17 protein-coding genes and 1 tRNA gene are annotated in these 18,397 nt (G+C 58.0%); 10 read left to right on the top strand and 8 right to left on the bottom strand.

Features of this window, described 5'->3' with window-relative positions:
• Window positions 1-346: 346 nt before the first annotated feature.
• Window positions 347-1,060, bottom strand: a complete 714-nt coding sequence (locus ACN1C3_RS32905) for a UTRA domain-containing protein (protein ID WP_419119898.1) — start codon at window positions 1,058-1,060, stop codon at window positions 347-349.
• Window positions 1,061-1,420: 360 nt separating this feature from the next.
• Here ACN1C3_RS32905 and ACN1C3_RS32900 point away from each other — a divergent pair, with 360 nt between their 5' ends.
• The 6 genes from ACN1C3_RS32900 to ACN1C3_RS32875 all read left to right on the top strand — a co-directional run bounded on the left by ACN1C3_RS32900 (window position 1,421) and on the right by ACN1C3_RS32875 (window position 6,785).
• Window positions 1,421-2,488: an ABC transporter substrate-binding protein gene (locus ACN1C3_RS32900; RefSeq protein WP_419119897.1), complete on the top strand. Its 1,068-nt coding sequence runs from the start codon at window positions 1,421-1,423 to the stop codon at window positions 2,486-2,488.
• A 169-nt stretch (window positions 2,489-2,657) separates the two neighbouring features.
• Window positions 2,658-3,464 carry an alkaline phosphatase family protein gene (locus tag ACN1C3_RS32895; RefSeq protein ID WP_419119896.1) on the top strand — a complete coding sequence of 269 codons (807 nt, stop codon included), beginning with the start codon at window positions 2,658-2,660 and terminating at the stop codon, window positions 3,462-3,464.
• On the top strand, window positions 3,461-4,306 hold the full coding sequence (locus tag ACN1C3_RS32890; protein WP_419119895.1) for an ABC transporter permease: 846 nt from the start codon (window positions 3,461-3,463) through the stop codon (window positions 4,304-4,306). Before ACN1C3_RS32895 ends, ACN1C3_RS32890 begins: the two co-directional genes overlap by 4 nt.
• Window positions 4,293-5,093 carry an ABC transporter permease gene (locus ACN1C3_RS32885; RefSeq protein ID WP_419119894.1) on the top strand — a complete coding sequence of 267 codons (801 nt, stop codon included), beginning with the start codon at window positions 4,293-4,295 and terminating at the stop codon, window positions 5,091-5,093. Before ACN1C3_RS32890 ends, ACN1C3_RS32885 begins: the two co-directional genes overlap by 14 nt.
• Window positions 5,090-6,079 carry an ABC transporter ATP-binding protein gene (locus ACN1C3_RS32880; RefSeq protein ID WP_419119893.1) on the top strand — a complete coding sequence of 330 codons (990 nt, stop codon included), beginning with the start codon at window positions 5,090-5,092 and terminating at the stop codon, window positions 6,077-6,079. Before ACN1C3_RS32885 ends, ACN1C3_RS32880 begins: the two co-directional genes overlap by 4 nt.
• 52 nt (window positions 6,080-6,131) lie before the next feature.
• Complete coding sequence (locus tag ACN1C3_RS32875) at window positions 6,132-6,785, top strand: HAD family hydrolase (RefSeq protein WP_419119892.1); 654 nt, start codon at window positions 6,132-6,134, stop codon at window positions 6,783-6,785.
• Between the two features lie 167 nt (window positions 6,786-6,952).
• Here ACN1C3_RS32875 and ACN1C3_RS32870 read toward each other — a convergent pair whose 3' ends face one another.
• Window positions 6,953-7,915 (bottom strand): zinc-binding dehydrogenase, encoded by a 963-nt coding sequence (locus ACN1C3_RS32870; RefSeq protein ID WP_419119891.1) that lies wholly within the window; start codon window positions 7,913-7,915, stop codon window positions 6,953-6,955.
• A 138-nt stretch (window positions 7,916-8,053) separates the two neighbouring features.
• On the opposite strand from ACN1C3_RS32870, the gene ACN1C3_RS32865 reads away from it, so the two are divergent.
• Window positions 8,054-10,135: a carboxy terminal-processing peptidase gene (locus tag ACN1C3_RS32865; RefSeq protein ID WP_419119890.1), complete on the top strand. Its 2,082-nt coding sequence runs from the start codon at window positions 8,054-8,056 to the stop codon at window positions 10,133-10,135.
• Window positions 10,136-10,256: 121 nt separating this feature from the next.
• Complete coding sequence (locus ACN1C3_RS32860; RefSeq protein WP_419119889.1) at window positions 10,257-12,035, top strand: bifunctional diguanylate cyclase/phosphodiesterase; 1,779 nt, start codon at window positions 10,257-10,259, stop codon at window positions 12,033-12,035.
• 159 nt (window positions 12,036-12,194) lie between these two features.
• Here the strand turns inward: ACN1C3_RS32860 and ACN1C3_RS32855 are convergent, their stop codons facing one another.
• The 5 genes from ACN1C3_RS32855 to ACN1C3_RS32835 all read right to left on the bottom strand — a co-directional run bounded on the left by ACN1C3_RS32855 (window position 12,195) and on the right by ACN1C3_RS32835 (window position 14,893).
• Complete coding sequence (locus ACN1C3_RS32855) at window positions 12,195-12,605, bottom strand: sel1 repeat family protein (RefSeq protein ID WP_419119888.1); 411 nt, start codon at window positions 12,603-12,605, stop codon at window positions 12,195-12,197.
• On the bottom strand, window positions 12,606-12,977 hold the full coding sequence (locus tag ACN1C3_RS32850; RefSeq protein WP_419119887.1) for a hypothetical protein: 372 nt from the start codon (window positions 12,975-12,977) through the stop codon (window positions 12,606-12,608).
• The gene (locus tag ACN1C3_RS32845; protein WP_419119886.1) at window positions 12,974-13,315 is read right to left on the bottom strand and encodes a helix-turn-helix domain-containing protein; all 342 of its coding nucleotides are present in this window, start codon (window positions 13,313-13,315) and stop codon (window positions 12,974-12,976) included. The genes ACN1C3_RS32850 and ACN1C3_RS32845 overlap by 4 nt, the downstream gene beginning before the upstream one ends.
• Before the next feature lie 115 nt (window positions 13,316-13,430).
• Window positions 13,431-13,886 carry a YkvA family protein gene (locus ACN1C3_RS32840; RefSeq protein ID WP_419119885.1) on the bottom strand — a complete coding sequence of 152 codons (456 nt, stop codon included), beginning with the start codon at window positions 13,884-13,886 and terminating at the stop codon, window positions 13,431-13,433.
• Between the two features lie 293 nt (window positions 13,887-14,179).
• On the bottom strand, window positions 14,180-14,893 hold the full coding sequence (locus ACN1C3_RS32835; protein ID WP_419119884.1) for an FKBP-type peptidyl-prolyl cis-trans isomerase: 714 nt from the start codon (window positions 14,891-14,893) through the stop codon (window positions 14,180-14,182).
• A gap of 269 nt (window positions 14,894-15,162) precedes the next feature.
• On the opposite strand from ACN1C3_RS32835, the gene ACN1C3_RS32830 reads away from it, so the two are divergent.
• Both ACN1C3_RS32830 and ACN1C3_RS32825 read left to right on the top strand, forming a co-directional pair.
• A complete protein-coding gene (locus ACN1C3_RS32830; protein WP_419119883.1) occupies window positions 15,163-16,971 on the top strand; it encodes a di-heme-cytochrome C peroxidase in 1,809 nt (602 codons plus the stop codon).
• A 28-nt stretch (window positions 16,972-16,999) separates the two neighbouring features.
• A complete protein-coding gene (locus ACN1C3_RS32825; RefSeq protein ID WP_419119882.1) occupies window positions 17,000-18,136 on the top strand; it encodes a catalase family protein in 1,137 nt (378 codons plus the stop codon).
• Between the two features lie 144 nt (window positions 18,137-18,280).
• Here ACN1C3_RS32825 and ACN1C3_RS32820 read toward each other — a convergent pair.
• Window positions 18,281-18,357, bottom strand: a tRNA-Asp gene (locus tag ACN1C3_RS32820).
• Window positions 18,358-18,397: the final 40 nt, after the last annotated feature.

The following is an 18,397-nucleotide window of genomic DNA, read 5'->3' as shown; positions in this document are numbered from 1 at the left end:
TCAGTAACTGATGACGATAAACGGCAGACATCCTGGCTGAAAACCTGAGAAGCAAAAGAGTTTTGGAAGCTGAAGACCTTTTAAAGGACAGGCAGGAGCGACTACTCATCAAGGGCCGAGCGCTAAACGTGCTCACACTGAGCCCGGATACATTAGCGCAAGCTCGATTTACCGTTCATCGTTGCTGGGTGGCAGAAGATGGGCTGACCATACATTTGCTTCCTTTGGGGCGTTTGCCAAAGGGAGTTGCCGTAAGGGCGAAACCGCCAGCCGCCGTTACCGCAGAAATGGATATGTACACCCTCAAGAGATAGGCCGGCTGTCAGGCCGCCTCCGCGGCCCTACGTCACACCACATCCACCCCAACATGAATCGCATCATGCCGCCAAAACTCCAGATCACAATCAATCAACCTCCCATGCTGATCATAATTGACCCGGGCAATCCGGAGCCCAGGACTCCCCACCGACACCTTCAAAGCCGCCGCAGCCTCTACCTGCAACGAAGTCGGGACAATCTCAAAACGCACCCGCCCGTAATGCAAATCGTAGTGCCGCGCGTAAAGCTCAGTAATCGACTGGTTCAAATCAAAATCCAGAATCTGCGGAAAGTACTGCGGGTTGAGGTAATGCTCGACGTACAACACCAGTCGCCCATCAATGCGTCGTGCACGGCAAATCTGGATCACGCTCGATAGCGCCGGCAACTGCAACCAAGCACACACCGCCGCCGACGCCGGTTGCAAACGCGCCGAAATCACTTCGGTGGATGGCACCCTGCCCTGAGCGCTGACCATCGCGTGGAAGTGACTGCGCTGTATCAGGTTGTAGGCCAGGCGTGGCGGCGAGACAAACCAGCCACGGCGCTCTTCTCGATAAATCTGCCCTTGAGCCTCCAACTGTAATAACGCCTCACGCACAGTGATTCGCGTGGTGCCGAACAACTCACTGAGCTTGCGCTCGGCCGGCAGTTTGCTAGCCGCTGGCAACAGACCGTGTTCCATCTGTTCCTGCAGGACCTGCCCGATGGCTGTCACCGCTTTAGTTGCCTCTTCACGCATCAACGTTACCTATCTGGACTAGACCAGCACTGTTTCGGGGCAGAACCGCGCGACAAATCGGCTCCTTCAACTCTTGCAAGCCTAGGCAATGCACATGACTGTCAGATGACAAAGCCGCCCAACGGTTGATCCAGACACCTGCAATTTAATGGCCAAGTCCTTTCATATCAGCCTTTTAGCCATGGTCTACGCTTATCTCGCAGCGTCCGTACAAGAGCTCAATAAATGCTTGCAGGCCCGATACCGACATCAAAGTGTCATTCAGCCCGCTTAAATTGGCTCAGGTATTGCTGACCTAGACCAACCCAACCGCAAACGTAGATAAAAACGCAGCGTTGAAAACGCCCAAAGGAGCTTCGGATGAAACAGCTATTCCTGGCATCACTGTTAGGCTCGACCATTGCCATGTGCACCGCAGCGATGGCGGCTGATACCAATTTGAAAACCCTGGAAGCCGCTGCGAAAGCGGAAGGCGAGGTCAACAGCGTCGGCATGCCCGATAACTGGGCCAACTGGAAAGGCACCTGGGATGACCTGGCCAAGAACTATGGCCTCAAGCACATCGACACCGACATGAGCTCGGCTCAGGAAATAGCCAAGTTCGCCGCGGAAAAAGACAACGCCAGCGCCGACATCGGTGATGTCGGTGCAGCCTTCGGCCCTATCTCGGTCAAACAGGGCGTGGTTCAGCCTTACAAACCGAGCACCTGGGCTCAGATCCCGGATTGGGCGAAAGACAAGGACGGCAACTGGGCATTGGCCTACACCGGCACTATTGCTTTCATCATCAACAAAAAGCTGCTGCATGGCTCCGATGCCCCGACAAGCTGGGCCGACCTTGAGAAAGGTAAATACAAGGTTTCCATCGGTGACGTGAGCACCGCCGCCCAGGCTGCCAACGGCGTGCTGGCAGCGGCCATCTCCAAGGGTGGCAATGAAAAAAACATTCAACCGGCACTGTTGATGTTCGCTGAGATAGCCAAGCAAGGTCGCCTGTCGATGTCCAACCCGACCATTGCCACCATGGAAAAGGGTGAAATCGAAGTCGGCGTGGTCTGGGACTTCAACGGTCTGAGCTACCGCGACAAGATGGTCAACAAAGACGATTACGTCGTGCTGATCCCGTCCGATGGCTCGGTGATTTCCGGTTACACCACCATCATCAACAAATACGCCAAACACCCGAACGCCGCCAAACTGGCTCGCGAGTACATCTTCAGCGACGCCGGCCAGATCAACCTGGCACGTGGCAACGCCCGGCCGATCCGTGCCGAACACCTGACCCTGCCGGCTGAAGTACAGGCCCAGCTGTTGCCGAATGAGCAGTACAAAAAGGTGACGCCAATCAAAGACGCCGATGCCTGGGAAAAGACCTCCAAAGGCTTGCCGCAGAAGTGGCAGGAAGAAGTCATTATCAATATGCAGTAATGCTGCAGATCGGATGGAGATCTAATGTGGGAGCGGGCTTGCTCGCGATTGCATCACCGCGGTGTTTCAGCAAAACCGCGCTGCCTGCATCGCGAGCAAGCCCGCTCCCACACTGGATCGACTCAAGCCTGAATTTTTTCGAATACCTGTTTTCCGGAGCCTTCGCCCTATGCAACACAACGTCATCCTTGTGGTGCTCGACGGCCTGAATTACGAGGTCGCCCGGCATGCCATGGGGCACCTTCAGGCCTACGTCGGCGCAGGACGCGCGGCATTCTACAAACTCGAGTGCGAACTGCCGGCGCTGTCCCGACCGCTCTACGAATGCATTCTGAGCGGCGTAACACCGATCGAAAGTGGCATCGTGCACAACAACGTTTCGCGTCTATCCAACCAACGCAGCGTGTTCCACTACGCCACCGAGGCTGGGCTCAGCACCGCGGCTGCCGCCTATCACTGGGTCAGCGAGTTGTATAACCGTTCTCCATTCAACGCCGCGCGCGATCGCCACACGGAGAACGCGAAACTGCCGATCCAGCACGGACATTTCTACTGGTCCGATCACTACCCGGATTCGCACCTGTTCGCCGATGCGGAAAATCTGCGCCTGCGGCACTCGCCGAATTTTCTTCTGGTACACCCCATGAACATTGACGACGCCGGGCACAAGCACGGCCTCGATACCCCGCAATACCGCAACAGCGCACGCTCGGCCGACATCATTCTCGCCGACTACCTGCAAGGCTGGCTCGACGCCGGTTATCAGGTACTGGTGACCGCCGACCACGGTATGAACAACGACCGCTCGCACAACGGCCTGCTCACCGAAGAGCGCGAAGTGCCGCTGTTTGTCCTCGGCGATGCTTTCAGCCTCGATCGCAACGCCACGCCGAAACAGACCGAACTCTGCGGCACGGTCTGCGAGTTGCTTGGCGTTGCCCACGACAAACCTGTCTGCCGGGAGCTGTTGAAGTGAACTCGATCACCCGAGGCAAATGGCTGGCGGCACTCTGCCTGGTGCCCTTCGCGCTGTTCTTCATCGTGTTTCAGATCGCCCCGCTGTTCTGGGTGATGATCCACAGCATTCAGTCGGAAGAGTTCGGTTGGGGCCTGGCCAACTTCAGCAAGATCTTCAGCTCGAAGTTCTATTTGCAGGCGATTCAATACAGTCTGGAAATCAGTTTCTGGTCCAGCGTGTTCGGGATCATCATCGCCGTACTGGGCAGCTACTCGCTGCGTCGGGTCGACTCGCGACTGCGCAACTTCGTCAACGCCTTCGCCAACATGACCAGCAACTTTGCCGGTGTCCCGCTGGCCTTCGCCTTCATCATCCTGTTGGGCTTCAACGGCACTTTCACCATCATGCTCAAGCAGGCCGGGATCATTCAGGACTTCAACCTGTATTCCAAGACCGGGCTGATCATTCTTTACACCTACTTCCAGATTCCCCTCGGCGTGTTGCTGCTTTACCCGGCCTTCGATGCCTTGCGCGAAGACTGGCGTGAATCCGCCGCCCTGCTCGGGGCCAGTGGCTGGCAGTTCTGGCGGCATATCGGTTTGCCAGTGCTGACCCCGGCATTGCTCGGGACCTTCGTGATCCTGCTGGCCAATGCCCTCGGCGCCTACGCCACCGTGTACGCCCTGACTACCGGCAACTTCAACGTGCTGACGATCCGAATTGCCGCGATGGTCTCTGGCGACATTTCCCTGGACCCGAACATGGCCAGCGCCCTGGCCGTGGTGCTGGTGACGCTGATGACGCTGGTCACCGTCGTGCACCAGTTGCTATTGAAGAGGAGCTACCATGTCACGCGCTGAAACCAGCTCCGTTGTCCTCTACCACCGGGTAGTGGTCTATCTGCTGTTTGCCATTCTGTTGCTGCCGCTGGCCGGAACACTGATCTACTCGATCGCCAGCAGTTGGTCGGCGACCATTCTGCCCAGTGGTTTTACGCTCAAATGGTATATCCAGCTGTGGAGCGACCCGCGCTTCCTCGGTGCCTTTGGCCAGTCGTTGCTAGTCTGCATCGGTTCCCTGGTGCTGTCGGTGGTGCTGATTCTGCCGTTGCTATTCGTGGTGCATTACCACTTCCCCAAGCTCGACGCGCTAATGAACATCCTGATCCTGCTGCCGTTCGCCGTCCCCCCAGTGGTGTCCTCGGTGGGACTGTTGCAGCTCTATGGTTCCGGGCCATTCGCGATGGTCGGTACGCCCTGGATTCTGGTCGGATGCTACTTCACCGTGGCGCTGCCGTTTATGTACCGGGCGATCACCAACAACCTGCAAGCAATCAACCTGCGCGACCTGATGGACTCCGCCCAGCTGCTCGGCGCCAGTACCTGGCAGGCGGCGTTCCTGGTGGTGCTGCCGAACCTGCGCAAGGGCTTGATGGTGGCGTTGCTGCTGTCCTTCTCGTTCCTGTTCGGTGAATTCGTGTTCGCCAACATCCTGGTCGGTACTCGCTACGAAACCCTGCAGGTCTACCTGAACAATATGCGTAACAGCAGCGGCCACTTCACCAGTGCGCTGGTGATCTCTTACTTCTTCTTTGTGCTGGTTCTGACCTGGGTTGCCAATATTTTGAACAAGGACAAAAGCCAATGAGCTTCGTCAGCGTCCAACACCTGCAGAAAAACTACGCTGGCACCACGGTGTTCAGCGACATCAACTGCGAAATCCAGAAGGGCGAGTTCGTCACCCTGCTCGGTCCGTCCGGCTGCGGTAAGTCCACCCTGCTGCGCTGCATCGCCGGACTGACAGCGGTGGATGGCGGCAAGATCCTGCTCGACGGTCAGGACCTCGTTCCGCTGAGCCCGCAAAAACGCGGCATCGGCATGGTGTTTCAAAGCTATGCGTTGTTCCCCAACATGACCGTGGAACAGAACGTCGCCTTCGGCCTGCGCATGCAAAAGGTCAACGCCGACGACAGTCGCAAGCGTGTGCTTGAGGTACTGCAACTGGTGGAGTTGACCGACTTCGCCGCTCGCTATCCGCATCAACTGTCCGGCGGCCAGTGCCAACGGGTGGCCCTGGCCCGCTCGCTGGTGACCCGGCCACGCCTGTTGTTGCTGGATGAACCGCTGTCGGCGCTGGATGCACGGATTCGCAAGCACCTGCGCGAACAGATCCGGCAGATCCAGCGCGAGCTCGGTCTGACGACGATTTTTGTCACCCACGATCAGGAAGAAGCCCTGATCATGTCCGATCGGATCTTCCTGATGAACCAGGGCAAGATTGTCCAGAGCGGTGACGCTGAAACCCTCTACACCGCACCGGTGGACGTATTCGCCGCAGGGTTTATCGGCAACTACAATCTGCTCGACGCCGACAGCGCCAGCAAGTTGCTGCAACGCCCGATCACCGGTCGCATTGCCATTCGTCCAGAAGCCATCGTGCTGAGTCTGAACGGTGAGCTCGACGCGCAGATTCGCAGCCATAGCTTGTTGGGCAATGTGATTCGTTACCGCGTCGAAGCGCGTGGCGTGGAATTGGTCGTCGATGTACTGAACCGTTCAGCGGCTGATATGCATGTCGACGGTCAACGCCTGGCGCTTTCCATCGATCCGACGGCCCTGTGTGAGGTAGCCTGATGCTTTTGATGCGCCCGATTACTTTGAAGAGTTTGAAGAGAGAGCTGCCCTAATGGCTTTGGCAATTTTTGATCTGGACGAAACCCTGATCCATGGCGACTGCGCCACCTTGTGGAGCGAACAGATGGGCCGCCTCGGCTGGGTCGACGGCGAGTCCTTCATGCGTCGCAACAACGAACTGATGGACGCCTACAGCCACGGCAAACTGGACATGGAAGACTACATGGCCTTCAGCCTGGAGCCGATCGCCGGGCGTACGCCGGAAGAAATCGAGCACCTGGTCGCACCGTGGGTCGAGGATGTGATCGAGCCGATCATCTTCAGCGACGCCTGCAAAGCCATCGCAGCACACCGCAAGGCTGGCGACCGGATCCTGGTGATCTCGGCCTCTGGCACGCACCTGGTCAAACCGATTGCCGAGCGTCTGGGCATTGACGAGATATTGGGAATCGAGCTGGAAGTGACCCATGGGGTCTACAGCGGCAACACCGTCGGTACCCTGACCTACCGCGAGGGCAAAATCACCCGCTTGCTGGAATGGCTGGACACCGAAGGTGAAAATCTCGAAGGCGCGAGCTTCTATTCCGACTCGCGCAATGACTTGCCGTTATTGCTGAAAGTCGACTTCCCACATGTGGTCAATCCAGATCCGGTGTTGCAGGAACACGCCGAAAAAGCCGGATGGCCGATTCATCAGTGGAAGTAGTAGCACCGATTAACCAATGTGGCGAGGGAGCTTGCTCCCGCTCGAGCGCGAAGCGCTCGTAATCCGGTAATCGCATTCTGCCTGAAGAAACGCAATCGCCGATTTTAGGACCGCTTCGCGCTCCAGCGGGAGCAAGCTCCCTCGCCACAGGTGAAACGTGATCCTGCTTAGACCAGCGTTTCGTCAATCACCAACACCAATTTTCCCGACACCTTGTTGGTCGCAAGCTCCGCAAACGCGGCTTCAGCGTCCTTTATCGGGAAAGTTTTGGCCAGTTGCGGGTTCAAACGCCCTTCGGCGAACAACGGCCAAACGTGCAGGCGTAGATCGCTGAACAAATCCGCCTTGAATTGCTCGTCTCGACTGCGCAGGGTCGATCCCAGTAGCTGCACCCGCTTGGCCAGAATCTGCGCCAGATCCAGCTGCGCTTCACGACCGCCCATCAGACCGATCAGCACCCAACGACCGTCGCGCGCCAGCAGTTTCACGTTCAGCGCGGCATAGTTGGCCCCCACCGGATCGAGGATGACGTCAAACGGACCAAAGTCATTCAAGCTTTCCAGACCATCGGTACGCACCACACCGCCCTGTGCACCCAAAGCCTCGCAATAGGCCAGACGATCCGCCGAACCCACACTGACCCAGCAAGGGTTGCCAAATGCTTTGCACAACTGAATAGCCGCCGACCCAACACCGCTGGCGCCTGCGTGCAGCAGTACTTTTTCACCGGGCTTGAGCGCCGCCAGCTGGAACAGGTTCAACCACGCAGTGCTGTAAACCTCGGGCAGCGCCGCCGCCTCAGTCAGCGACAAACCTTCCGGAACCGGCAACACATGCCGGCCATCGACCACCACTTCTTCGGCCATCCCGCCACCGGCCAGCAGCGCGCAGACGCGGTCGCCCACCTGCCAGGACGAACCCGCCCCCACCTCGCTGATCACCCCGGAACACTCCAGGCCCAGCACCTGACTGGCGCCAGGCGGTGCAGGATAGAGCCCTGCTCGCTGTAACAGATCGGCCCTGTTCAAGCCCGCAGCCGCTACTCGAATACGAACTTGCCCTACGTCACACGTCGGACTCGGCTCTTCAACCCACACCACTTGACCTTCAACGCCTTGCAATGCTTTCACAGTGCCTCCATAGTGAGTCTGGACTGAGCCCGTAGCTGTAGCGCCGGGCTTTTTGCATTATGCGACCGGCCCCTATGGAACCGGCGACTTCAAAGACGGCCTAATATGCGTTATCAATTGCCCCCGCGTCGAATCAGCATGAAGCATTTGTTCCCCAGCACCGCCCTTGCTCTTTTCATTGGTCTCGGTCTTTTGCCGCTGTCGACCAATTCGTTCGCAGCCAATAGCTGGGACAAACTTCAGCCCGATCGTGACGAGGTGATTGCCAGCCTTAACGTCGTCGAGTTGCTCAAGCGCCATCATTACAGCAAGCCGCCTCTCGATGACGCGCGCTCTGTGATCATCTATGACAGCTACCTGAAGCTGCTGGATCCGTCGCGCAGCTACTTTCTCGCCAGTGATATTGCCGAGTTCGACAAATGGAAAACCCAATTTGACGACTTCCTCAAAAGCGGCGACCTGAATGCCGGGTTCACCATCTACAAGCGTTACCTGGACCGCGTCAAAGCGCGTCTGGACTTCGCCTTGACCGAGCTGGACAAAGGCGTCGACAAATTCGACTTCACCACCAAAGAGTCCTTGCTGATCGATCGCAAGGATTCCCCTTGGCTCAAGACCACCGCGGAACTCGACGACCTGTGGCGCAAACGCGTCAAGGACGAAGTGCTGCGCATGAAGATCGCCGGCAAAGAGCCCAAGGCCATTCAAGAGTTGCTGACCAAGCGCTACAAGAATCAGCTGGTGCGTCTGGATCAAACCCGTGCTGAAGATATCTTCCAGGCGTACATCAACACCTTCGCCATGTCCTACGACCCGCACACCAACTATCTGTCGCCAGATAACGCGGAGAACTTCGACATCAACATGAGCCTGTCGCTGGAAGGCATTGGCGCCGTGTTGCAGAGCGACAACGACCAGGTGAAAGTCGTGCGTCTGGTGCCAGCAGGTCCGGCGGACAAGACCAAGCAAGTCTCACCGGCAGACAAGATCATCGGTGTCGCCCAAGGCGACAAGGAAATGGTCGATGTAGTCGGCTGGCGTCTGGACGAAGTGGTCAAGCTGATCCGCGGGCCGAAAGGCACCGTGGTGCGTCTGGAAGTGATCCCGGCCAGCAATGCACCGAGCGACCAGACCACCAAGATCGTCCAGATCACCCGCGAAGCGGTGAAGCTTGAAGATCAGGCGGTGAAGAAGTCGGTTCTCAACCTCAAACAGGATGGCAAGGACTACAAACTCGGCATCATCGAGATCCCGGCCTTCTACCTGGATTTCAAGGCCTTCCGTGCCGGCGATCCGGACTACAAGAGCACCACTCGCGACGTCAAGAAACTGCTGACCGAGCTGCAGAAAGACAAAGTCGACGGCGTAGTCATCGACTTGCGCAACAACGGCGGCGGCTCGTTGCAGGAAGCCACTGAACTGACCAGTCTGTTTATCGACAAAGGTCCGACCGTGCTGGTGCGTAACGCCGATGGCCGGGTCGATGTGCTTGAAGACGAAAACCCGGGCGCCTTCTACAAAGGCCCAATGGCATTGCTGGTCAACCGTCTCTCGGCTTCGGCCTCGGAGATTTTTGCCGGCGCCATGCAGGACTACCACCGCGCGTTGATCGTCGGCGGCCAGACCTTCGGTAAAGGCACCGTACAGACTATCCAGCCGCTGAATCACGGTGAGCTGAAACTGACTCTGGCCAAGTTCTACCGGGTTTCCGGACAGAGCACCCAGCATCAGGGCGTGCTGCCGGATATCGATTACCCGTCGATCATCGACACCAAGGAAATCGGCGAGAGCGCTCTGCCTGAAGCCATGCCGTGGGACACCATTCGTCCGGCGATCAAACCGACGCTTGATCCGTTCAAACCGTACCTGACGCAGTTGAAATCCGAGCATGACCAGCGCTCAGCCAAGGATGCAGAGTTCGTGTTCATTCGCGACAAGCTGGCCCTGGCCCAGAAACTGATGACCGAGAAAACCGTCAGTCTCAACGAAGCCGAGCGTCGCGCACAGCACTCCGATATCGAAGCCAAGCAGCTTGTCATGGAGAATATCCGTCGCAAAGCCAAGGGTGAGGAGCCGCTGAAAGAGCTGAAGAAAGAAGACGAAGACGCTCTCGCAGCCGAGCCAGACAAGACCAAGCCGGAAGATGATGCCTACCTGAGCGAAACCGGGCGGATTTTGCTGGATTACTTGAAGCTCAACACTGCGCTAGCAAAGCACTGACGATGGTGGCAATTTAATGTGAATGCTCCCCGGAGCGTCATCAAATAGTCATCATTCTGTCGTGAAATACAGGACTGGGTGCCCACAGCACCCGGTCCTTTTTTTATCGGCAGAGAACACCATGACCACGACAGAACAGCTGAGCGCCTTGAGTTCAATCCTGGCTCAAAGCGGTTTACACAGTCTGTTCCAGCCGATCATCTCCCTCTCCGAACGACGCATCGTCGGTTACGAAGCCCTCAGTCGTGGGCCTTCCAATAGTCCGCTGCACTCGCCCATCGCGCTGTTCGCCGTGGCCCGCCAGGCCGGTCGCCTCAGTGAGTTGGAAATGGCGTGCCGTCACAGCGCTTGCCGACGCTTCAACGAACAGAAACTGCCGGGCAAACTGTTCCTCAATGTCTCCCCCGAATCCCTGCTCGAAGCCGCTCACCAGCCAGGCAGAACGCTGCAGCTACTGCAGGACTTCGGTATCGAGCCAAGCCAGGTAGTCATCGAACTCACCGAACAAACCCCGACCGACGACTTCCAACTGTTGCAAAACGCATTGCATCACTATCGGGCCATGGGGTTTTCGATTGCCCTGGACGATCTCGGCGCGGGGTATTCCAGCCTGCGACTGTGGTCCGAGCTGCGCCCGGATTACGTGAAAATCGATCGACACTTCATCGACGGCATCCATCAGGACGCCCTCAAGCGCGAGTTCGTCGGCTCGATCCTGCAAATCGCCAAAGCCTCACGGGCGCAAGTGATCGCTGAAGGTATCGAGCTGCCGGAAGAACTCGCAGTGCTGACCGAGATGGGTGTCGATCTGGTCCAGGGTTACCTGCTCTGCCGTCCGCAGGAACACCCGCCGCAGGATGCGCGAACACTGATGCCCAAACACGACAGCTCTGCGATGGCCCTGAACGATGAAGGCAGCGACCTCAGCGCCCTGCTCAACGATCAACCGGCCGTGGCCCGGGACACCCCTACCGCAACAGTCCTGGAGGCCTTCCGGCGTCAGGCCAACCTCAACTCCCTGGCGGTGCTCGATGATCAGGGGCAGCCGTGCGGGATAGTCCACCGTCATTCGCTCTCGGATGCACTGCTCAAGCCCTTCGCCACCGACCTGTTCGCGCGCAAGCCTATCAGCCGCCTGATGAATGATGACTTCCTGGCAGTCGAGCTGAACCAATCATTGCAGCAGGTCAGCCGCCTGATCACCAGCCGTGCCCGGCAACGCATCGAAGAGGACTTCATCATCACCCTCAACGGCGGCTACCAGGGGCTGGGACGGGTGATTGACGTACTCAAACTGATTACCGAACTAAAGATCCAGCAAGCCCGCTACGCCAATCCACTGACCCTGTTGCCGGGAAACGTGCCGATCCAGCAGTGTCTGGCGCGGCTGCTGCAACAGGCCCGCGAATCGGTGATCTGCTATGTGGACATCGACAGTTTCAAGCCCTTCAACGATATCTACGGCTACGGCCGTGGCGACGAAGTCCTGCTGTGTCTGGCGCAGTGTCTGAATGACCGCGTCGACCCAAGCCGCGACTTTGTCGGGCATATCGGCGGCGATGATTTTCTGTTGGTGTTGGGTCCCGAGGATTGGCGCAAACGCCTCAACCAGCTACTGGACGATTTTCACTGCCAATGCCGACGCTTCTATCGCAACGAACACCTGGAAGCAGGCTGCTTCATCGCACCTAACCGCCAGGGTGTACGCCAGGAGTTCCCGCTGTTGTCGCTGTCCATCGGCGTCGTACATTTGCATCCACAGGCCTGTGGACAACTCGACTCCAGCCAACTGGCAGAGCTGGCTTCGCAAGCCAAGCATCACGCCAAGAATGTGCCGGGCTACAGCATTCATGTGATCGACAGTCTGGAGATTGGCTTGCCGGTGGCGGACGGGATTTAGATTATCTGGCGAGATAGGCGGTGATTGAGGTCTCTATGTAGGAGCCGAGCTTGCTCGCGATGGACGTTAACGATAACGCGTGTTTTCTGAATAAACGCGTCGCCCTTGAGTCCATCGTCGGAACGCCGCCCGGACCAATCGAGCGTCGACCGGCTGCTCCTACAAAAAGCTGCCACCGTTCGATTTCAGCTCCTTGAGTTTGATCTCAGCCAGCGGATGCCCGGCCTTCACCGCCATCGCCCACCAACGGGCCGCTTCAGCCGCATCAGGGGCCTTGCTGGGTGTTCCGGCCAGGCTGATCACCCCCACTTGATAGGCCGCTTTGCCGTCCCCTGCCAGCGCTGCCAGGCGCAGCAAGCGCACGCCCTCTTCGCGGGCACCCAAGCCTTGGCCACGGAAGGTCAGGATATGGCCGTAGAAGCTCTGAGCACCGACATCTCCCAGATTCGCCATGCGCGCAAACTGACCTTCGAGCCAGTGCCAGCCACGAGGCTGACGCACGAACCACGACCAATGAAACAGCCGGCGCGCCAACCAGTAACTGGCGCGCGCTCTAAGTCGCCAGAGCACTCAGGCCTCCGCCGATTCGGGATACTCGTACTCGAAAACCCGCACCACTTCTGAGGCATGCCAGGAAGCTGCAGCAACACCATCAGAAGGGCCCGAAAAACGCCCAAGACGCTCGACACACTCAAAGAAACCGGTGCGCGGCAAACGGCTTGCCCCCTGGCTTATCACCAGTGAACTGCGCAACGGCTGCTCCGCCTTGGCATCCAGCGCGGCCAAATGCTCCAGGGCGGCGGTCAGGGTTTGCATGGCCGGGCTGGGTAACTGCAAACGCTCAAGCAAAGCCCGGTAAGTCAGTAGATGACGCTGGCGGCGGGCTTGATCAAGCTCACCCAGCAACCCGTCCCAATGTTGTCGACTAATGCGTACGCTCACGTTTCGTCCCTCCAACCCGGCACCGTCAACTCCCAGGCCAGGCTGCGGCGAATCGCGGCGTCGGGTTGACGCTCACCGCTTTCAATCAAGGCCAAATAAGACGGGCTGATACCTACCGTGCGGGCCAGCGCCTCTATGGCGATGCCCTTCCCTTCGCGCAAACTACGTAATTGAACCAAGCCTGGAAGAATCTGGTCTGGTGGTGCCGCGTGACGGACTGTTGCTTCTCGCGGCGCTTGCTCGGTGACGCCTGCAGCTTTCAATAAAGCCTGATACTGAGCCCACGGCAGAACCGCATATTCGGGCTCGCCATCGCGTGCAATTATCTGAATATCCATTACTACCCCGTAGGACAACAACACTTAGCGAGTCGGCACTTTTCCTTAGAAGTGTAATCCTAACAGCCGCCAAGGTCGCGATGGGGTATCAATCTGTGGATGAGCCTGAATCGGCTCAGGTTTTTTTTGGGCCTTGCAGCTGAAGTTGCTCCGGTGTGTCCGGTAACCGCTCAACCACCGCCAGCTTTTCCGGCAACTGACGTTCGCGCCAGGCACGAAAAGCGTTCAGTTCATCGTCGAGGGTTTTCATCACCCAAGCCAACACCGCGATGTCATCGAGCATGCCGAATACTGGAATGAAATCAGGGATGGCATCGAGTGGACTGAGGAAGTACATCAAGCCCGCCACCACCGTCAAAATCGATTTCCCGCTGATAGCCCGGTACTCCCCGCGCCAATAAGCCAGACACAACGCCTGTAACAATCGCAGATCATCTTTGAGTTTGCCCAGACGGTTGCCTTGGCTGGCGCCTTTGCTCGCCACGGCAAAGAGCAGAGTTGGTAAACGTCCTCGACTGAGCAGTCTTCCCGCCAATGGTAAGAAGCGAGCGAAATTCCAGGGTGCTTTCATCATCCCTCCCACTGAAATGTTATCCACACAAATTGTGGATAACCTTGTGAACAGAGCCACTTTTAACGCCTGAAAGCCCCGTTTTATAAGGGCTTAACTCAGATCGGGCGTTTTTTACTCACATAAAAAAACCCATAATTTCATTGACTTGGCAGCCAGACTGCGTCTAACACCGGCAACCTCAAGGGTATAACTCTGCCCGGTGGTGTCCGTTCGCTTACTTTGCCCACCATCAATCCCCAGATGCAACAACGCCCCGTATAGACGGGGCGTTGTTTTATTTCAGACGCGAACTACTTGGTAGCGTCTTGTTTTGCCGGATCCTTGATCGCCAGCAGTTCCAGGTCGAATACCAGCACCGAGTTGGCCGGAATCGCCGGGCTTGGGCTTTGCGCGCCGTAGGCCAGCTCGCTAGGAATGTACAACTTGTATTTCTCGCCAACGTGCATCAGTTGCAGGCCTTCGACCCAACCCGGAATCACACCGCTCACTGGCAAGTCGATCGGGCTGCCACGTTCGACGGAGCTGTCGAAAACGGTGCCATTGGTCAGCTTGCCGGTGTAGTGAACAGTCACTACGTCGGTCGCCTTAGGCTGAGGGCCATCGGCTTTCTTGACCACTTCGTACTGCAGACCAGAAGCGGTAGTAGTTACACCGGCCTTCTTGGCATTTTCTTCGAGGAATTTTTTGCCGGCGGCTGCCGACTCTTCACTCATCTTGGCCATACGCTCTTCAGCACGCTTCTGCAGTGCAGCAAAGGCTTCGACCAGTTCGTCGTCTTTGAGCTTCTGTTCTTTCTTGCCGACGGCATCTTCGATGCCTTGGGCTACCGCTTTGGAATCCAGATCATCCATGCCTTCTTGGGCAAGGCTTTTGCCCATGTTCAGGCCGATACCGTAGGAAGCTTTTTGCGCCGGGGTTTTCAGCTCTACGCTGGTCTGCGAATCACAACCCGCAAGTACCAGGCCAACCAGGGCCACCGCCGCCGCCAACCGATGCTGTTTCATGCTATTTCCTTGTTCATGCGCCTAAAGGGCAATCGAGAGTAAAGTCGCGAGCTTATCAGGCGGCCACGACCAATGGCTACCGGCATGAGAGCAGGAAATTTCCGATAAGTTCACGTCTTTAAACGCATTTTGCGGCAAATGTCAGCTTAGACCCTCGGAGCAAACTCACAACCGGACAGGCCGTTTCTTACTGAGTCCGGCGTAATGGCTACTTGCCGCACAACTTGGGCTAAGGCATAAGGGGCAATTAATCGACAAGGATGTTTATCTTGCGCCACATCTCTCGTGTGTTATTGGCGATCGCCGCCCTGCTCTGTCTCGGCCTGGCCATCGTTCTGTATTACGTCGTCAACCCAAAGCTGCCCGGCTATGTACCCGTCAAACAGGTGCATTACCTTGAACAGTGGAATGCCGCAGACCGCCAGACCTATTACTTCACGCCCCAGGGCACTCAGGTTAAAGGTCTGCGCTACGACTGGTTCGGCGCGCTGGAGTTACCGTTTTCCGAACAGCGTTTCGCAGCCCCTGAGTACCTCGCCCGTTTCGGCTTTCTAATCGACCCTGCGCAGAAAGCCAACCCGAGTAATCCCGGCAACCTGCCCGTCGGCTTTGCCCGCCATCAGAATCCCGGCAGTAAAGAAGAGTTTCTGGATATTACCTGTGCCGCCTGCCACACCGGCGAGCTGCGCTACAACGGCCAGGCCGTGCGGATCGACGGTGGTTCAGCCCAGCATGTTCTACCGTCGAGCGTTCCCACGCTGCGGGGCGGTAGCTTTGGCCAGGCGCTAGTGGCCAGCCTCGCCTCTACCTATTACAACCCATGGAAATTCGAACGGTTCGCGCGCAATGTCCTTGGCCAGGACTACGATGCACAACACCAACAACTGCGCAAAGCATTCAAAACGTCTCTGGATACCTTCCTGAGCGTTGCCTGGAACGATACTCATCGCGGCCTTTACCCCACCGAAGAAGGCCCCGGCCGCACAGACGCATTCGGGCGCATCGCCAACGCCAGTTTCGGCGACGCCATTTCTGTGGACAACTACCGAGTGGCCAACGCCCCGGTGGACTATCCACAGCTGTGGGAGATGTGGACCTTCGATTGGGTCCAGTGGAACGGCTCGGCTCAACAGCCGATGGCACGTAACATCGGCGAAGCCCTTGGGGTTGGCGCTACGCTGAATTTCTTCGATGCAACAGGCCAGCCGCTCAAGGGTGACGCTCGTTACCCGTCCAGCGTGCGTGTACGAGATCTGCACCTGATCGAAGAAACCCTGCAACGGCTCAAGCCGCCAGCCTGGCCCGAAGAGTTGCTCGGTAGCATCGACAGACCTTTGGCCGCCAAAGGTCGGACATTGTTCACCGAAAACTGTGCCGGCTGCCACGTACCGACCGTGACACAAAACAATGGCCGCCCCCTGCAAACCTTGAAAATGCTGCCAGTGGAGGTGATCGGTACCGATCCAGGCGCCGCCAACAACATTGCCGACCATCGCTTTGATCTGACGGCCCTGCAATGGGACCCGGCGGAACTGGCGAGTCTGGATGTCAAACTGCATCCAGCCCCCACCGAACCTCTGGACCTGAGCAAACTCTCGGTGGCCAAAGGGCTGGCCTACGTCACCGCTTTCGTCGAAAACAAGGCTTACCGCGAGGCGAACGTCACGCCCGCAGAACGCCCGGCTCTGGATGGATTCGGCTTGCCGATCGGGGTTCGCGAACTGCGCGCTTACAAGGCTCGACCGCTGGCGGGCGTCTGGGCCACGTCGCCGTTCCTGCATAACGGTTCGGTGCCGAGCATTTACCAATTGCTCTCACCGCAAGATGAACGCGCGACCACCTTCTATAAGGGCACTTTCGAGTACGACCCACGCCACCTGGGTTATCGCACCGAAGCCTTTACCAATGGCTTCGTGTTCGACACGCGAATCACCGGCAACCACAACAGCGGTCACGAGTTCCGTGCCGGTGAGCGTGGTAACGGGGTCATCGGACGCTTGCTGCAACCCGAAGAGCGCTGGGCCTTGCTGGAGTATCTGAAGGTGCTCGGCGGCCCGCTGGAATCGCAACTGCCATGACTATCGCTTCCGCAAAAAGGACGTTCGCATGTTGATCACCCTCTGGCTGCGCATTGGCGCCCTGCTGGGCAAAACCCTTCTGTTGCTGCTGAGCCTCGGCCTGCTCGCCTGGGCGCTGGCTACGGCCTGGTTCGCCTGGCACCACAGCGGCCCGGTCTTGGCCGAGGAACAGGTCCCGCCGGGCGAAGCCACCATGACCCAGGACATCATCCAGACCGCTGTGCGCATCGTTGATCAGCACCGCGAAGGCACACGTTATTTGCGTGACGCCCATGCCAAGGCTCACGGTTGCGTCAAAGCCGAGGTTCAGGTGTTGGCTGACTTGTCGCCAGAACTGCGTCAGGGCGTATTCGCCGAAGCGGGCAAGACCTGGCAGGCAACCCTGCGCCTGTCCAATGGCAACGCTTATCCGCAGTTCGACAGCATCCGGGACGCCCGCGGCATGGCGATCAAATTGCTGGATGTTCCGGGTACGCAGCTCTTGAAAGAACAACAGAGCCGTGGCGAGCAGGATTTCGTGATGTTCAGTCATCCGAACTTCTTCGTCAGCGATGTCGCCGAGTACCGCCAGAACGTGGCTGCGCAGGCTGATGGCAAGACGGTCATGGCGTTCTTCCCGAGTTGGGACCCGCGTAGCTGGCAGGCTCGCCATCTGTTTATCGCGCTGGCAACGCTGGCTCCTGCGCCCGCAAGCCCGACTCAGACGACCTATTTCTCGGTATCGCCGTACAAGTTTGGCACGGCAAACGCCAAATTCCGCGTCGCGCCAGATCCCGAAAGCTGCCCGATCTACGACCTGCCCACTCAGAATCAAGCCCTGCCAAACTTCCTGCGCAGCGCACTGAACCAGCAGTTATCGACTGATCGTGTCCCGGCGTGCTTCGTCTTGCAGATCCAGCGCCAGGATCCAGCCAAGTACATGCCTATCGAAGACGCCAGCATTGAATGGCGTGAAAGCGACGCGCCTTTCGAAACCGTGGCGCGCATCAAGATCCCGGCCCAGGACTTCGATACCCCAGCGCTGAACCTGCAATGCGACAACCAGTCCTTCAATCCGTGGTTCGGACTGGAGGCGCACCGACCGATTGGCGGCATCAATCGTCTACGCAAGGCGGTGTACGAAGCCGTCAGCGATTACCGCCACGCCCGCAACGCAGAACAATAAGCCAGAAACGACGAAAGCGGCCCGAGGGCCGCTTTCTTTTTGAGGTCGCTTGCAGCGCAAAAGCCAACCCCCAGACAGCAAAAAGCCCGCACTAGGCGGGCTTTCAGTGGTGACCTGGCGTTCAGCGTTCCAGATTACCGAATATGGCGCAGCGGACGGGACTCGAACCCGCGACCCCCGGCGTGACAGGCCGGTATTCTAACCGACTGAACTACCGCTGCGCGTAACACTAAAAGTAATGGTGGGTGATGACGGGATCGA

Origin of the sequence: Pseudomonas sp. H11T01, assembly GCF_048515765.1 — a bacterium.
Taxonomy (GTDB): Bacteria; Pseudomonadota; Gammaproteobacteria; order Pseudomonadales; family Pseudomonadaceae; genus Aquipseudomonas.
Note: the sequence above shows the minus strand (reverse complement) of the source record. Positions and strands in the feature narration are given on the sequence as shown.

Coding starts and splice junctions, on each gene's coding strand:
- ACN1C3_RS32905 (WP_419119898.1), bottom strand. CDS start 1,060: ATGCGTGAAGAGGCAACTAAAGCGGTGACAGCCATCGGGCAGGTCCTG.
- ACN1C3_RS32900 (WP_419119897.1), top strand. CDS start 1,421: ATGAAACAGCTATTCCTGGCATCACTGTTAGGCTCGACCATTGCCATG.
- ACN1C3_RS32895 (WP_419119896.1), top strand. CDS start 2,658: ATGCAACACAACGTCATCCTTGTGGTGCTCGACGGCCTGAATTACGAG.
- ACN1C3_RS32885 (WP_419119894.1), top strand. CDS start 4,293: ATGTCACGCGCTGAAACCAGCTCCGTTGTCCTCTACCACCGGGTAGTG.
- ACN1C3_RS32880 (WP_419119893.1), top strand. CDS start 5,090: ATGAGCTTCGTCAGCGTCCAACACCTGCAGAAAAACTACGCTGGCACC.
- ACN1C3_RS32875 (WP_419119892.1), top strand. CDS start 6,132: ATGGCTTTGGCAATTTTTGATCTGGACGAAACCCTGATCCATGGCGAC.
- ACN1C3_RS32865 (WP_419119890.1), top strand. CDS start 8,054: ATGAAGCATTTGTTCCCCAGCACCGCCCTTGCTCTTTTCATTGGTCTC.
- ACN1C3_RS32860 (WP_419119889.1), top strand. CDS start 10,257: ATGACCACGACAGAACAGCTGAGCGCCTTGAGTTCAATCCTGGCTCAA.
- ACN1C3_RS32845 (WP_419119886.1), bottom strand. CDS start 13,315: ATGGATATTCAGATAATTGCACGCGATGGCGAGCCCGAATATGCGGTT.
- ACN1C3_RS32840 (WP_419119885.1), bottom strand. CDS start 13,886: ATGAAAGCACCCTGGAATTTCGCTCGCTTCTTACCATTGGCGGGAAGA.
- ACN1C3_RS32835 (WP_419119884.1), bottom strand. CDS start 14,893: ATGAAACAGCATCGGTTGGCGGCGGCGGTGGCCCTGGTTGGCCTGGTA.
- ACN1C3_RS32825 (WP_419119882.1), top strand. CDS start 17,000: ATGTTGATCACCCTCTGGCTGCGCATTGGCGCCCTGCTGGGCAAAACC.